General features: G+C 31.4%; 15 protein-coding genes and 1 pseudogene. 13 read left to right on the forward strand and 3 right to left on the reverse strand.

Annotated features, from left to right (window positions below):
- The 11 genes and pseudogenes from ELQ12_RS00745 to ELQ12_RS00795 all read left to right on the forward strand — a co-directional run bounded on the left by ELQ12_RS00745 (window position 1) and on the right by ELQ12_RS00795 (window position 8,503).
- Window positions 1-474: a peptidylprolyl isomerase gene (locus tag ELQ12_RS00745; protein WP_002870474.1), complete on the forward strand. Its 474-nt coding sequence runs from the start codon at window positions 1-3 to the stop codon at window positions 472-474.
- Window positions 475-619: 145 nt separating this feature from the next.
- On the forward strand, window positions 620-2,062 hold the full coding sequence (locus ELQ12_RS00750; protein ID WP_134264496.1) for a DUF3373 family protein: 1,443 nt from the start codon (window positions 620-622) through the stop codon (window positions 2,060-2,062).
- A 10-nt stretch (window positions 2,063-2,072) separates the two neighbouring features.
- Window positions 2,073-2,300 carry a hypothetical protein gene (locus ELQ12_RS00755; protein ID WP_002822505.1) on the forward strand — a complete coding sequence of 76 codons (228 nt, stop codon included), beginning with the start codon at window positions 2,073-2,075 and terminating at the stop codon, window positions 2,298-2,300.
- An 81-nt stretch (window positions 2,301-2,381) separates the two neighbouring features.
- The gene (locus ELQ12_RS00760) at window positions 2,382-2,981 is read left to right on the forward strand and encodes a DedA family protein (protein ID WP_002861880.1); all 600 of its coding nucleotides are present in this window, start codon (window positions 2,382-2,384) and stop codon (window positions 2,979-2,981) included.
- An 81-nt stretch (window positions 2,982-3,062) separates the two neighbouring features.
- Window positions 3,063-3,839, forward strand: a complete 777-nt coding sequence (locus tag ELQ12_RS00765; RefSeq protein ID WP_002881600.1) for a threonine/serine exporter ThrE family protein — start codon at window positions 3,063-3,065, stop codon at window positions 3,837-3,839.
- Window positions 3,836-4,330 carry a threonine/serine exporter family protein gene (locus ELQ12_RS00770; RefSeq protein WP_002831613.1) on the forward strand — a complete coding sequence of 165 codons (495 nt, stop codon included), beginning with the start codon at window positions 3,836-3,838 and terminating at the stop codon, window positions 4,328-4,330. Before ELQ12_RS00765 ends, ELQ12_RS00770 begins: the two co-directional genes overlap by 4 nt.
- Window positions 4,331-4,402: 72 nt before the next feature.
- Complete coding sequence (locus ELQ12_RS00775) at window positions 4,403-4,666, forward strand: zf-TFIIB domain-containing protein (protein WP_002870479.1); 264 nt, start codon at window positions 4,403-4,405, stop codon at window positions 4,664-4,666.
- Window positions 4,667-4,740: 74 nt separating this feature from the next.
- Window positions 4,741-5,691 (forward strand): CDF family cation-efflux transporter CzcD, encoded by a 951-nt coding sequence (gene czcD / locus ELQ12_RS00780; RefSeq protein ID WP_134264497.1) that lies wholly within the window; start codon window positions 4,741-4,743, stop codon window positions 5,689-5,691.
- Entirely contained in the window at window positions 5,681-5,875 is a 195-nt protein-coding gene (locus tag ELQ12_RS00785; protein ID WP_002852760.1) for a cation transporter, read from the forward strand. The genes czcD and ELQ12_RS00785 overlap by 11 nt, the downstream gene beginning before the upstream one ends.
- Entirely contained in the window at window positions 5,875-7,974 is a 2,100-nt protein-coding gene (copA, locus tag ELQ12_RS00790; protein ID WP_134264498.1) for a copper-translocating P-type ATPase CopA, read from the forward strand. The genes ELQ12_RS00785 and copA overlap by 1 nt, the downstream gene beginning before the upstream one ends.
- Before the next feature lie 144 nt (window positions 7,975-8,118).
- A pseudogene (locus ELQ12_RS00795) lies at window positions 8,119-8,503 on the forward strand (DUF2165 family protein).
- Here the strand turns inward: ELQ12_RS00795 and ELQ12_RS00805 are convergent.
- Together ELQ12_RS00805 and rho are read right to left on the reverse strand one after the other, a co-directional pair.
- Complete coding sequence (locus tag ELQ12_RS00805; protein ID WP_126251882.1) at window positions 8,500-10,026, reverse strand: DNA polymerase III subunit gamma/tau; 1,527 nt, start codon at window positions 10,024-10,026, stop codon at window positions 8,500-8,502. The pseudogene ELQ12_RS00795 and the gene ELQ12_RS00805 sit on opposite strands and share 4 nt — an antisense overlap.
- Window positions 10,027-10,029: 3 nt before the next feature.
- Complete coding sequence (rho, locus tag ELQ12_RS00810; RefSeq protein ID WP_057042622.1) at window positions 10,030-11,328, reverse strand: transcription termination factor Rho; 1,299 nt, start codon at window positions 11,326-11,328, stop codon at window positions 10,030-10,032.
- Between the two features lie 108 nt (window positions 11,329-11,436).
- Here rho and ELQ12_RS00815 point away from each other — a divergent pair, with 108 nt between their 5' ends.
- Together ELQ12_RS00815 and ccoS are read left to right on the forward strand one after the other, a co-directional pair.
- The gene (locus ELQ12_RS00815) at window positions 11,437-13,794 is read left to right on the forward strand and encodes a heavy metal translocating P-type ATPase (protein WP_079861551.1); all 2,358 of its coding nucleotides are present in this window, start codon (window positions 11,437-11,439) and stop codon (window positions 13,792-13,794) included.
- Complete coding sequence (ccoS, locus tag ELQ12_RS00820) at window positions 13,791-13,997, forward strand: cbb3-type cytochrome oxidase assembly protein CcoS (protein WP_134264500.1); 207 nt, start codon at window positions 13,791-13,793, stop codon at window positions 13,995-13,997. Before ELQ12_RS00815 ends, ccoS begins: the two co-directional genes overlap by 4 nt.
- A 22-nt stretch (window positions 13,998-14,019) precedes the next feature.
- Here ccoS and ELQ12_RS00825 read toward each other — a convergent pair whose 3' ends face one another.
- The gene (locus ELQ12_RS00825; protein ID WP_002852762.1) at window positions 14,020-14,322 is read right to left on the reverse strand and encodes a cytochrome c; all 303 of its coding nucleotides are present in this window, start codon (window positions 14,320-14,322) and stop codon (window positions 14,020-14,022) included.
- Window positions 14,323-14,391: the final 69 nt, after the last annotated feature.

Here is a 14,391-nt window from a genome sequence, read left to right on the forward strand (position 1 = left end):
ATGATAAAAACAATTGACACAAGCAAAGTAAATGAATACAAATTTGCTCTTATAGAAACTGAAAAAGGTACAATGAAGCTAAAACTTTTTGGTGATGAGGCTCCACAAACGGTTTGTAATTTTGCTACTTTGGCTAATGAAGGATTTTATAAAGATTTAAATTTTCATCGTGTGATCCCAAATTTTGTCGTACAAGGGGGTTGTCCACACGGCAATGGTATAGGTGGGCCTGGATATGAAATCATTTGTGAATGTGATGATCAAGAACATAAACATGAGCGTGGAACCTTATCTATGGCGCATGCAGGACGCGATACGGGTGGCTCTCAATTTTTTATTTGTCACAGCCCTCAAGCTCATTTAGATGGGGTTCATACTGTTTTTGGGCAAATTGATCCAAAAGATGAAGAAAGTTTGGAAGTTTTAGACTCTATACGCCAAGGAGATAAAATTTTAGATATAAAAATTTTGTAATTAAATTTAAATCTTATAATGTAAAGCTAGTCATAAAATTTGACTAGCTAAAAATAATTAACACATAATTTTTTTTAAAGCTTTTTTTTCTATAATTATAATTTTATTTCAGTGAAATGTAACAAAATTACAAGGAGTTATGATTATGAAAACTAAGTTTTCACTTATTTTAAGTGCTTGTCTTCTTTCATCTTCACTTTTTGCTAAAAATACAGATGATGAAATAACCAAGCTTCAAAAACAGCTTGCACAAATTCAAGCTGAACTTGCACAAATCAGAAAAGAAAGAGAAGCTCAAGCTAAGCAAAATGAAGCTGTAAAAGCTGAACTTGCTGATCTTAACGATAGAGCTGATGAAACAGAATTTCAAGCTGCTTTAAGCAAGGTTAAATTTGGACTTGAATTCTCAACTGCTGTATCAAATACAAACTTTAATCATATCCCTTATGAAGAAGGTCAAACAAGAGGATATAAAGATTATAGTGTAAATAACAAATGGATGAATGAGCTTCATTTAAATATGAATGCTGATATTAACGATAAAACCAAATTCTATGGTCGTTTATCTATGGCTAAAAACTGGTCTCAAATGGGTTGGAATGGCACTCCTTATGACTTAGATGCAGGAAGAAACACAAGAACAAGTGGGCCTGTACTTTATGTAGATAGAGCTTATCTTGACTACTATATCACGCCTGAGTGGATTGCAACTATAGGAAGACAGCCAGGAACCGATGGCCCAGGAAGTAATCTTAGAAACAATGCTTTAAGACAATCCACTTATCCAGCCTTAGCAATCAACGCTCTAGGTGATGCAGCAGTGATTACTTATAAACCTGAAAGTTTGCAAGATCATAAGGTAGCTATCCGTGCGGCTTATGGTAAAACTTATCAATGGGATGAAGAAGGTAAGGTAAGAGACTGGATGAGCGATCAAAAAGATGCTGATGCAAATCTTTACTATGCTGCGGTAGAAGGAGAACTTCCTATAGAAGGCATGGGAGATAATCTTATTATCTTCAATGTAGCTCATATGACTGATTTTGCATTGCCTATTCCAGGATCAACATCATTAGATGATGATGGAGTTATTAATTTAGGTAATCTTACTTTAGCTAATATTCATTTTGAAAATTACAAAGCTTTTGGAACAAATTTTAATTGGTTCGCATCTTTGGGATATTCTAATGGAAGCAATAATGAGATAAATCCATTATTAAGTGCAGCTCTTCAAAAACAAGGTTATGGTGATGGAAAATTCAATGAAAAAGATGGTTATGCTGTGCATGTAGGTGGACGCTATGATTTTACCAAGGCTTTAAAAGTAGGGTATGAGTTCTTCTGGGGAAGTAGATACTGGTATACTATGAGCCGTCCAAGTATCAATGATCCGCTTAATATAAGAATGACAAGAGGAACAGCTCATGATTTTTATGTGATTTATCAACTTGATAGATATCAATTCTTACGCTTAAGCTATACTAATATCCAAAACATTTGGGGCAATCGTGGCTTACCATTTGGTGGAGCGAAAAAAGATAAAGCAAGAGCTGATAATATCATGTTAATGTATAATGTAAAATTCTAAGGAGCAAAAGATGAGAAAAATACTTTTTGCAAGTTTATTACCTATCATTGCTTTGGCTGATTGTGCAAGTTTGATGGCAAAATACGAAGCTCCAGAGCCAGAGTCAAAAACAATGAAACAAGTTGAACGCTGGATTAATAAAAAAGTTAGCGATCCAGCTGATGCTGCTGTTTTAAAAGAGTGTATGATCGCTCGTGCAGCGGACAATCCAAATCAAGTTTCAGTTGCAGGTAAATAAAAAAAAGCGGTGTAAAACCGCTTTTTACTGTTTAATCTTTTAAGCTACAATTTTTTAAAATTTTCTTCAAATAAGGCTAATATGCAAGAAATCATTTCTTTTATTGTTGAGACGGCTAGTGCTTGGGGGTATTTGGGTATTATTATCTTAATGACCTTAGAGAGTTGTTTTATACCTTTTCCAAGTGAAGTTGTTATGATACCTGCTGGATATTTGGCACATAAAGGCGAACTTGATATCACTCTTTGTATACTTAGTGGGACTTTAGGTTCTGTTTTAGGGGCTTTGATTAATTATTATATTTGCTTTTTTTGGGGTAAAAATTTTGTATTAAAATGGGGTAAGTATTTTGGTATAAATGAAGCCAAATTTGCTAAATTTGAAGAATTTTTTAACAAACACGGGGAATTTTCAACCTTTACTTGTCGTCTTTTACCAGGAATTCGTCAGTATATTTCTATGCCTGCAGGTTTGGTAAAAATGAAACTTATAAATTTTATACTTTTTACTGCACTTGGTAGTGCTATTTGGGTGGCTATACTTGTATTTTTGGGTTATTATATAGGACAAAATGAAGAGTTGATTAAAACTTATTTGACTCAAATTTTAATCATTATAATTGTTTTTGTGATTTTAGCAAGTTTAATTTATATCAAAATCAAAAAGCCTTTTAATAAATGATTTAAATTATAAATATTTTTTTCTTTATTATTTTCAAATTTGCTATAATTGTAATAAATTCAAGTTAAAGATGATCAAAATATGGAAAAACCTGATATACAAAGATTAACTAATTTTTTAATTATATATACTAAAACTTTGCTAGGTGCTGGAACTTATACAGCTAGGGTGGCAAAATGCGTAGGAAGAATAGCCGAGGTTTATGGCTATGAGATAAATATCAATTTCTTTTTTCATCATATTACTTTAAATGTTGTAGATATGGATGATAACTCCATTCAAAGAACTTATGTCATACCCAATCATCATGCCCATGTTAATTTCAAGCTTATTTTTGATTTAAGTGCTTTAAGCTGGGCTATATATGATCACAAATACGATCTTGAAAAAGCACAAGTTGTTTTTGAGAAAATTTCTCAACAAAAAAAGCATTCTTATTTGCTTAATCTTTTGTTTGTTTCTATGGCAAATTCGGCTTTTTGTAGGCTTTTTGGCGGTGATTTTGGCGCTGGAAATTTGGTGTTTTTTGCAACTTTTGTGGGATTGTTGTTAAGATATATTTTAACTAAAGCAAAGATTGATTTAAGAATTCAATACATCCTTTGTTCTTTTATCTCATCGTGGTTTGTATTTTTTGGACTGGATATGGGATATACCAATACTTCTGATGTGGCTTTGGGTTCTAGTATTTTATATCTTATACCAGGGGTATTTTTTATAAATTCTGTGATTGATATATTAAAAGATCATATTTTAATGGGGCTTAGTCGTATTATCAGCGTGGCTATTTTGATTTGTTGTATAGCACTTGGAATTTACATGACACTTAGTATTTCGGATTTTGGGATTTTAAGATGATTGAATTTATTTTAAGAGATATGTTTTTTGCTGCTGTGGCGGGATTTGGCTTTGCTTATGCTTGCAATCCACCTTTAAAAACCCTTATTTTATCTGCTCTTTTAGCAGCAATTGCGCATGGGCTTCGTTTTACTTTGGTGGAATATTTTCATTTTCAAACTTTAGCAATTGCAACTTTTGTTGCTTCATTTTGTATAGGATGTTTAGGAATTGTTCTAGCAAAAATCATTAAAACCCCTGCTGAAATTATCGCTTTTCCTGCTCTTATTCCTATGATACCTGGAATTTATGCTTATAAAGCGATTTTGTATCTTATTTCTTTTATACGCAGTGATGATTTGAAGGCTAAGTCTGAATTTTTGGTTCAATTTTTTGATTATTTTTTTACAACTGTTTCTGTGACTTTGGCTTTAGCTATAGGAGTGAGTGTTACTTTGCTTATATTTTTTGAACAAAGTTTTATGATGACTAGACATGCAAAAAAACATTAAAACTTGTTGTAAAATTGTTTAGTATTTCTTTTTATAATTTTAAATCAAAAATTTAAAAAAAGGCGGTATTGTATGTTATGTCCAGTTTGCAATGTGGATTTGGTTATGAGCGATAGGAGTGGAGTTGAGATTGATTATTGTCCAAAATGTCGTGGCGTTTGGCTTGATCGTGGAGAACTTGACAAAATCATAGAACGCAGTGTCCCTAATACAGCAAATTTTAACCAAGCTTCAAGACAAGAGTCAAGATATAATAACTCAGCTTATCATCAGCACAATGATTACTATAAAAAGAAAAAGAAAGAAAGTTGGCTAGGTGAGCTTTTTGACTTTTAATTTTTATAAGAATAACAAATATTTATATTCTTTTTAGCTTAATATCTTAAAATGTCAAGCAAAAAGGATATAAAATGTATAAATTTTTATCACACGAGCCTTTAGCTAACAAATCTTGTCATCATAATCACGAAGAACATTCTCATGAACATCATCATTCCCATGCTGATGCAAGGAGTATGGATAAAAAGATTTTAAAAATTTCTCTTTTAATGACTTTTTCTATGATGCTTGTGCAATTTATTTATTCAATCCTTTCAAATTCTTTGGCACTTTTAAGCGATACTTTGCATATGTTTTCTGATGTTTTTGCCTTAGCTCTTAGTTTTTTAGCCATCATAGCTGTAGAAAAATGGCAAGATCATCAAAAGACCTTTGGGTATTTTCGTCTTGAAGTTTTGGTGGCTTTTATCAATGCTTTAACCATTATTTTATCGGCTTTATTTATCATTTATGAGGCTATAGAAAAATTTATTAATCCAAAAGAAATTGACGCTAAAACCATGATAATTGTAGCTATTTTGGGTTTTTTGGTAAATGGGATTAATGCTTTGATGATGTTTAAGGGTGCAAATTTAGAAAATGTCAATATGAAGTCCGCTTTTTTACATATGATGAGTGATTTATTGGGTTCTTTAGTGGTTATTATAGGTGGAATAGCGGTGTATTTCAGTGGTATTGTTTATATAGATACGATTTTAGCTATTGTATTATCAATCTTGCTTTTAAGATGGGCAATTATCTTGCTTAAACAAAGCGCTAATGTCTTACTTGAAAGTTCTCCTGTGGATATAGAAAAAGTAAGACAAGTTTTGCTTTTAAATCCTAGTGTGGATGAGGTAGTGGATTTGCATATTACTCAAATCACCAATAAAATGCTAGTAGCTTCTATGCATTTAAAAGTGAAAGTTTGCGATCTAAAGGAATTTGAAAAACTATCTCAGGATTTATCCCATAAATTACTATATGAATTTGAAATCGGGCACATTACCATACATCCTATAAGGAGTGAAAATGAAATTTAAAGTAAAAAATGTTAATTGTATGAATTGTGTAAATTTGATCAAAAATTCTCTTGAAGATGAATTTGGTAATATAGAAGTAGATTTGGAGCAAAAAATTTTAAGTTTAAATTTAGAAGAAAATCAAGTATCAAATTTTACAAAAGAATTTCAAGATTTAGGTTTTGAGATCGTAGAGCGTTTATAATGGAAGAATTGCGTATAAAAATAGGTAAAATGACTTGCGTTAATTGTTCTAACGCTATAGAAAGAGCTTGTAAAAAAATTGATGGTGTTAAAGATGCTAGTGTTTCCTATGTGAATTCTAGCGGGGTTTTTTTACTTGAAGATCAAGAAAAACGCAAGGATATCATCGCAAAAATTCAAAATTTAGGCTTTGAAATTTTAGAAGATGAACAAAGCTTGAACGCATACAAGGCAAAAAAACACTTAGAATTAAGAAAAAATTTGCTTTTAAGTATAGTTTTGAGTGTGATTATTATGTATTTTGAAATGTTTGTTAAAACTTCTTTTTCGCAAAATATCCAAATGGCTTTGAGTTTTTTTGGGATATTTTATTGCGGGAGAGATTTTTTTTCTCATGCTTTTTTAGGACTTAAAAGTAAAAATTTAGATATGAATACCCTTGTAGCTTTAGGGACTTTGAGTGCTTTTGTGTATTCTTTTTTAGTGTATTTGCAAATTTTTAAAGAAGAAGATTTGTATTTTAGTGGTGCAATGATGATTATTTCCTTTGTGCTTTTAGGAAAATATCTTGAAAGTAAAGCTAAATTTAAAGCACAAGATTATCAAAGAATTTTGGAAAATATAGATACAAAAAAGACAAAAATTTTGCTTGAAGATGAAAGTATTAAAGAAATTCCAAGTTCTTTTGTCAAAAGTGGCGATGTGCTTTTGGTAAAAGAAGGAGAAAGCATTGTTGCAGATGGAGTAGTGCTTTTAGGGAGCGCAGAGCTTGATATGAGTTTTTTAAATGGAGAGTTTTTGCCTGTTTTAAAAAAAGAAGGCGATGAAGTTCAAGCAGGAGCAGTAGTTTTAAATGGCGCTTTAAGGATCAAAGCAAACAAAAAGGCTATGGATAGTACTTTAGAACAAATCAAAAATCTAGTTTTTGAAGCAGGAAATATCAAAAGTCCTTTGGCAAATTTAGCAGATCAAATTTCTAAATACTTTGTAGGGGGTATAATATTTTTTGCTTTTTTAGTTTTTGTTTTTTGGGCGGTAAAAGCGGATTTAAATACAGCTTTTTTACACGCTTGTGCTGTGCTTTTGATTTCTTGTCCTTGTGCTTTAGGGCTTGCAACGCCTATAGCTTTGGTTGTGGCAAGTGCAAATGCGGCAAAAAATTTCATTCTTATTAAAAATCCTGCTGCTTTAGAAAAATTAGCCTTAGTTAAGTACGCTTTTTTTGATAAAACAGGTACATTAACAAAGGAAAATTTGAGTATTTTTAAGCACAATCTTTCTAAAGATGATTTTGATAAATTATGTCAAATTGAAAGTTTAAGCTCTCATCCTATAGCCAAGGCTTTGCATAAAGATCAAATTTTTGATTTAAAGGGCGAGGGAAGAGTGATTGTGGGTTCTGGTATAAAATACAAAGAAGATAATGATATTTATCTTGTAGGTAGTGCGGAGTTTTTGCACGAAAATGAAATTGACACAAAAGAAAGCGATATCTTTTTTGATTCTTTTAAAGAATATGTTAGGGTGTATTTTGCTAAGAATAAAAAGTGTTTAGGCGGTGTTTTGTTAAGCAATGCTTTAAAAGATGGGGCCAAAGAGCTTGTGTTAAATTTAAAAGGGCAAAATCTTAAAACTTTTATTTTAAGTGGTGATCATATAAAAAATGTAGAAAAAATAGCTAAAGAATTACAAATAGACGAATTTCATGCCCAACTTAAGAGTGAAGAAAAGCTACAAATCATTCAAAAATTTAAAAAAACTCTTTTTGTAGGAGATGGGATCAATGATGCGGCGGCTTTATCTGCTGCAAGCGTGAGTATGAGTTTTTCAAAGGCAAATGAACTTGCAAAAAAAACAGGAGATTTTATCTTGATAAAAGATGATTTATCAGCGATTTTTAAATGTTTTAAACTTGCTAAAAAAACACGCAGGATTATTAAGCTAAATCTTTTTTGGGCTTTTATTTATAATGTACTTTGCATTCCTATCGCAGCAGGATTTGTACCTTTTATCACTTTAAGTCCTCATATAGCAGCACTTGCAATGTGTTTTAGTTCTGTTGCTGTGGTACTTAATTCTTTAAGACTTAAAAGAATTTAAAAATTTAATTTTTATTAAGAATATATTATTAAAATGGTATAAATGTAATAAAAATGTTTTTGCATAAGTAAAATGATTTGATTTTCAAAAATTATTATTTTGCTTACCGTTGCATCGTTAGCAGGTATAGTGGTTTTTAGAAATGTGACAGATTATAATTCTAATTTCCAATTTGTTTCGCATGTGATGAGTGCGGATATAAAGTCTGATTATTTAGGTAATGCTATAGTTTATGGGGTTATTACTTCTCCTGTGATTCATCATATAGGCTATATAATAATTATTCTTTTTGAAATTTTTATTACCTTAACAGCCCTAAAAGGTGCTTATGATATGTTTAAAGCTAGAAATTTAGATGCTCAAAGCTTTCTTAACGCTAAGATTTTTGGGATTATTTCCTTAACTTGTTGTTGCAGAATGGTTTGAAATGTGGATGAGTAATGTTTGGAATGGTTTGCCTGGTGCTACAAGATTGGTAACTTATATGTTTTTAGCTTTGATTTTCATCTCTCTTAAAAATGATGATTAATTTTCTATACTAGGCTCCCCAAAACAATCTTTAAGAGCCTCTTTAAGATCTTCTTGTGGGTCAAATTTTTTAGCTCCTTCTTTAAGCATATTAATAGAACTTTGAATATTGTTTTTATTTTCACTGTTTGGTAATTCTTGGGTTAGGGATTGAAGCTTATTTTCATCAATTGTTAGTGCTTTTTGCACATTAATTTTTGCATTTTCTCCAAATTTAGCTTTAAAAAGTTCTTGTATGAGTTTAAAACCTTTATTGAGCGTATCGCGATTTTGTCCTTGTGCGTTTGAGCTTATATTTAAAGTATTGCTTTCAAAACTAATAAATTTTGTGCTTTGTTTAAAGCATTCTGCAAGATCAAAATCCCTATCATAAATACTATCAAGCAAGATTTCATAAGCATTTTTTTCTATTTTTTTCTCAAGATTAGGCATGATAGGAGAAGGTGTGATCTTAGGTGTAGTATTTGTTATATTTTCTTGTTTGATTTCTTGGATTTGTGCGTCAATTTCTTTTAAATGACTTGCTTCCATCATCATAAAAGCCATAACACAAAGCGTAAAGCCATCATCATCGCAAAGCATATTTTTAGCTTTTGATAAAATACGGAAAAATCTTTCATAAATTAAAGTAGAAAATTCTGTACTTTTTGCAAAAAAACTTTCTTTTAAATAAAAAAGCATTTCATCAATCACGCTTGAAGCTTCATAGTCTTGTAATTCTTCTAAATACGTAAAAACTTTTTCTTTGTCTTTTGTTAAAATAGCCTGATAAAAGGTTTTGATTTTTTGAGGATCTAAAAATCCTAACATATCTGTAATTTTACTAATACTGATTTCATTTTGACAAAAAATAATGGCTTGATCAAGCAAGGTTAAGGTATCTCTTAAAGATCCATTACCACTTCTTGCTATGAATTTTAAAGCTTCTTCTTCAAATTTAACATTTTCTTTAAGTAAAATTTCTTTAAGATGATTTAAAATTTCACTTTGTGGAATTTGTTTAAAGCGAAAATGTTGTGTTCTAGAAAGCACAGTAGCTGGGAGTTTTAAAGGATCTGTTGTTGCAAGTATAAATTTAACATAACTTGGTGGTTCTTCTAAGGTTTTTAAAAGCGCATTTGCAGCTTGCGGGGTAAGCATATGCACTTCATCAATGATGAAAATTTTAAATCTTGCCATGGAAGGGGTGTATTTGGTTTGTTCAATTAAGGTTTGTATGTCTTCAAGTCCACGGTTGCTTGCAGCATCCATTTCTATAATGTCTATATGTTTGCCTTCAAGTGCTGCAAGACAGTGTTTGCAAGTGCCGCATGGAGTATCACTTGGCCCTTGTTCGCAAACTAAAGCACGAGAAAAAATTCTAGCGCTTGAAGTTTTTCCACTTCCTCTAAGTCCTGAAAAAAGATAAGCATGAGCTAAGCGATTATGATTTAGAGCGTATTTTAAACTTACGCTAACTGTCTTTTGTCCTATGAGTTCATCAAAGGTTTTTGGTCTGTATTTAATCGCTAAAGCTTGAAGCATTTTCTACTCGTTCATTATAGATAAAAGTTCTACATTGTCTTTGGTTTTAAGCATTTTAGAATATAAAAATTTCAATGCCTCAACATCATCCATTTGAGAAATCGCTGAACGGATCGCCCAAATTTTTTGAAGATTTGCTACGCCTTGGAGTAATTCTTCTTTTCTTGTTCCTGATTTGATGATATTAATCGCAGGATAAATTCTTCTATCAGCGATATTTCTATCAAGAACTATTTCGCTATTTCCTGTGCCTTTAAATTCTTCAAAAATCACATCATCCATTCTTGAACCTGTGTCAATTAAAGCCGTAGCAACTATGGTTAAAGAGCCTCCATTTTCTATATTTCTAGCTGCACCAAAGAAGCGTTTTGGTTTGTGCAAAGCATTAGCATCTACCCCACCGCTTAGGACTTTTCCACTGCTTGGAGTTGCGGTGTTATAAGCACGCGCCAGTCTTGTGATGCTATCAAGCAGGATAATAACATCTTTTCCTGTTTCTACCATTCTTTTGGCTTTTTCTATCACGAGTTCAGCTACACGCACATGATTATAAGCAGGTAAATCAAAAGTAGAACTAAAAACTTCGCCTTTTACACATCTTTGCATATCGGTAACTTCTTCAGGTCTTTCATCGACTAAAAGCACGATTAAATGCATTTCTGGGTGGTTTTTTGCAATGGCAGCAGCAAGTTCTTTCATAAGCTCTGTTTTACCTGTGCGTGGTGGAGCAACGATGAGTCCGCGTTGTCCTTTTCCTATAGGAGTAAAAAGATCTAAAACACGACCTGTAAGCTTCATCGCATCGTATTCGAGTTTGATTTTTTCTGTTGGAAAAATAGGGGTTAAGTTATCAAATAAAGGTCTTTCTTTGGCTTCTTGTAAAGGCAGATAATTGATCGCTTCAATTTTTAAAAGAGCGTAGTATTTTTCTTGATCTTTAGGTTCTCTAACTTGTCCTGTAACGATATCGCCTACACGCAGAGCAAATTTTCTAATTTGCGAATTTGAAACATAAGCGTCATTAACACTATCGCTAAGATTAGAGTCCATGCCTCTTAAAAAGCCATAACCTTCAGAAGAAATTTCTAAAATCCCTGTAAAAAGTATGAAACCGCCTTTTTTTGTTTGTGCTTTTAAAATTTCAAAAATAAGTTCTTGACGGCGAAATTCTCTTGGGTTTTCGATTTCACATTCATTAGCGATTTTAACTAGATTTTCTAAATCTAATAATTTTAATTCTTCGATTTTATAACCTTCCACTGGAACGTGGGTTCTTTGATGTTGTTTTTTTTCTTTTTCCATAAGTCCTCGTAAGATTTAGCAGAATAATTTTTGTAAAATGTGATTTTAGTAAAAAAGTACACTTTTTGTCAAATTTGTTTATAATTATAAAAAATATTTTTTTAAAGAATGATTATGAAATGTGAACATTGCAGACTTGATTATAAACAAGCTCAAATGATAGAGTATAAGGGTAATTTTTTTTGTTGCAAGGGTTGTGAGAGCGTTTGGGAAATTTTACATGAAAGTGGATTAGATGAGTTTTATGAAAAGCTTGGAAATCAAACTTTAAGCCCTGTAAATTTTCAAAATGAAATGAAAAATTATGATGAGTTTATTACTAAAACTAAAGAAGGATTTAGTGAAATTTATCTCATGATACACGGTATAGAATGTGCAGCTTGTGTGTGGCTTAATGAGAAAATTTTAACCAAGCAAGAAGGAATTTTAGAACTTGATATCAATCATTTAAGCCATAAAGCACGCATTGTTTTTGATGAACAAAGTATTTCTTTGGTGCAAATTTTAAGACTTATTGAAAGCATAGGTTATAAAGCGAGTGCTTATGATGCGAGCAAGGCTTCAAAAAAAGCGGATTTACTAAAAAGAGAATTTTATTCTAAGCTTGTTGTGGCTATAGCTTGCGTGATGAATATCATGTGGATAGCAGTGGCAAAATACGCAGGATTTTTTAGCGGTATGGATAAGGATACTAAGGATATTTTAAATTTTGCTGAATTTATCCTTTGCTCTCCTGTGCTTTTTTATACGGGATCTCATTTTTATAAAAGCGCTTTTAAAACTTTAAAAATGCATAGTTTAAATATGGATGTATTGGTGATTAGCGGAGCGAGTTTGGCTTATGTTTATTCTTTATGGGCTATGTTTTTTAGGGTGGGGGAAGTGTATTTTGACTCTGTGGCGATGATAGTTTGCTTTGTTTTTATAGGAAAATATCTTGAGATGTTTAGCAAAAAGCGTGCTTTAGATACTATAGATGGGCTTAATGATTTTTTGCAAAATGAAGTTTTGGTTTTTGATGGTAAAGAATTTGTTCCTAAAGAAGTGCAAAAGGTTTGTTTAGGGGATAGAATTTTGCTTAAAACTGGAGATAAAATTTTAATCGATGGGATCTGTAAAAGTGGTGAAATGAGTGTGGATACTTCTTCTTTAAACGGAGAAAGTATTCCAAAACTCATACAAAAAGAAGATGAAATTTTTTCAGCTTGTATAGTGCTTGATGGAAGTGTGGAGTATGAAGCAACAAAGCTTTACAAGGATTCAAAACTCAGTCAAATTATCCAGCTTTTAGAACTTGCAAGTTCTAAAAAAGCAAAACTTGAAAGTTTGGTCAATAGTCTTTCGGCTTATTTTTCTAGAACGGTTTTATTGATCGCTTTTATTTGTTTTGCTTTTTGGTTTTTTTATAAAGAAGAGAGTTTCGAAATTTCTTTAGTCAATGCGATTGCAGTTTTGATTATCGCTTGTCCTTGTGCTTTGGCTTTAGCAACGCCCGTGAGCAATCTTGTGGCCTTAGGTAGGGCTTTAAAAAAGCATATTTTATTTAAAAGTTCTAGCGTGATAGAAGATTTAAGCAAATGTGATTGCGTGGTGTTTGATAAAACGGGTATTTTAACCAAAATAGAGCTTGAACTTAAAGAGGTTTTTTTAGATGAAGCGCTTGATTTAAATGAGCTTTATAATTTTGTAAAACTTTCTAAACATCCTATCTCTCAAAATATTGCGTCGTATTTAAAGCAAAAAGGAGCTAAAGATTTAAATTTGGATTTTAAAAAGCATTCGAGCATTCAAGCTAAAGGTTTAAGTGCTGAGTTAAATGAAGGGTTGCTTTTAGGCGGAAGTTCTAAATTTTTGCAAGAAAAGGGTATTGTGGCTAAAGAATTTGATAATACACATTTTATTTTTGCTAAGGAAGGTAAAATTTTAGCTTCTTTTGAGTTTGATAGTGTTTTAAGAGAAGGTGCAAAAGAGCTTATCGCTTATCTTAAAAAAGAAAAGAAAGAATTAATGATACTAAGTGGCGATCATCAAAAAGCAGTGGAAAAAATCGCTAAAAAGTTAGAAATTCAAAATTATCAAGCTTCTTGTTTGCCAGAAGATAAAATGAAAACTATAGAAAATTTAAGCAAAAATTACAAAGTTTTATTTGTAGGTGATGGGGTAAATGATGCACTAGCTTTAAAATATGCAAGTGTTTCGATGACTTTAAGAGAAGGAAGTGATCTAGCTATAGAAAGTAGTGATGTTTTACTTTTGAAAAATGACTTGCTTTCTTTAAAAAAAGCCATCAAATTATCTAAAAATACCTTTAAAATTATCAAGCAAAATCTCGCTTTTTCTTTGTTTTATAATGCTTGTACCATACCTTTGGCTTTTTTGGGTATGATTAATCCTTTATTCGCTGCTATTTCTATGTCTTTTAGTAGTATAATAGTTATTTTAAATGCTTTAAGGATTAAAGAATGAATAGTATAATCATGATGATGATAGGGGTTTCTATCTTAGCTTTTTTTATCATTTTGGCAACTTTGCTTTGGGGGATTAAAAATAAGCAATTTGATGATGATTATAAATTTACTACTTTAAATGATGATGAGGATTCTTTGCGTGATGCTATGGAATTAGAAAGGCGTAAAAAAGAAGCTTTGGATAAAAAAAGGCTTTCTTAAAAAGGAAAGCCTTTTTTAGAAATTATTTTAAAGTTTCAATATGGGCTTCAATAGCTTTAAAATCTTCTTCAGTTAAACCTTTAAGGTTAAGTTTCATGATCGCACCTTGACCATAAGCATTTCTTTTGCCTTCTGAATATTCTTTCATGTATTGAAGTCTTTCAGCAGAAGAAAGAGTTTTTAAAGCTGGAACTTTGTTTAAGTAAACTTTGTCAGCATTTGCACCATGACATACTGCACATTTTTTAAAAAGTGTAGCACCATCTGCAGCAAAAGCAGAAACACCAAGACATGCCAAAGCAGAAACTACTAATAATTTTTTCATTTGTTTTCTCCTTAGTAAAAATTAGATTGCTAGGTATTATATATCTTTATTTTTATAAAAATCTTAAGA

The organism is Campylobacter sp. US25a (assembly GCF_004379075.1).
Lineage (GTDB): Bacteria > Campylobacterota > Campylobacteria > Campylobacterales > Campylobacteraceae > Campylobacter_D > Campylobacter_D jejuni.

Excerpts from the sequence above, each read along its gene's own strand:
- copA (WP_134264498.1), top strand. The coding sequence starts at position 5,875 with ATGGAAGAATTGCGTATAAAAATAGGTAAAATGACTTGCGTTAATTGT.
- ELQ12_RS00765 (WP_002881600.1), top strand. The coding sequence starts at position 3,063 with ATGGAAAAACCTGATATACAAAGATTAACTAATTTTTTAATTATATAT.
- ELQ12_RS00775 (WP_002870479.1), top strand. The coding sequence starts at position 4,403 with ATGTTATGTCCAGTTTGCAATGTGGATTTGGTTATGAGCGATAGGAGT.
- ELQ12_RS00770 (WP_002831613.1), top strand. The coding sequence starts at position 3,836 with ATGATTGAATTTATTTTAAGAGATATGTTTTTTGCTGCTGTGGCGGGA.
- ELQ12_RS00750 (WP_134264496.1), top strand. The coding sequence starts at position 620 with ATGAAAACTAAGTTTTCACTTATTTTAAGTGCTTGTCTTCTTTCATCT.
- ELQ12_RS00745 (WP_002870474.1), top strand. The coding sequence starts at position 1 with ATGATAAAAACAATTGACACAAGCAAAGTAAATGAATACAAATTTGCT.
- ccoS (WP_134264500.1), top strand. The coding sequence starts at position 13,791 with ATGAATAGTATAATCATGATGATGATAGGGGTTTCTATCTTAGCTTTT.
- ELQ12_RS00815 (WP_079861551.1), top strand. The coding sequence starts at position 11,437 with ATGATTATGAAATGTGAACATTGCAGACTTGATTATAAACAAGCTCAA.
- ELQ12_RS00825 (WP_002852762.1), bottom strand. The coding sequence starts at position 14,322 with ATGAAAAAATTATTAGTAGTTTCTGCTTTGGCATGTCTTGGTGTTTCT.
- ELQ12_RS00755 (WP_002822505.1), top strand. The coding sequence starts at position 2,073 with ATGAGAAAAATACTTTTTGCAAGTTTATTACCTATCATTGCTTTGGCT.
- ELQ12_RS00805 (WP_126251882.1), bottom strand. The coding sequence starts at position 10,026 with ATGCTTCAAGCTTTAGCGATTAAATACAGACCAAAAACCTTTGATGAA.
- rho (WP_057042622.1), bottom strand. The coding sequence starts at position 11,328 with ATGGAAAAAGAAAAAAAACAACATCAAAGAACCCACGTTCCAGTGGAA.
- ELQ12_RS00785 (WP_002852760.1), top strand. The coding sequence starts at position 5,681 with ATGAAATTTAAAGTAAAAAATGTTAATTGTATGAATTGTGTAAATTTG.
- czcD (WP_134264497.1), top strand. The coding sequence starts at position 4,741 with ATGTATAAATTTTTATCACACGAGCCTTTAGCTAACAAATCTTGTCAT.
- ELQ12_RS00760 (WP_002861880.1), top strand. The coding sequence starts at position 2,382 with ATGCAAGAAATCATTTCTTTTATTGTTGAGACGGCTAGTGCTTGGGGG.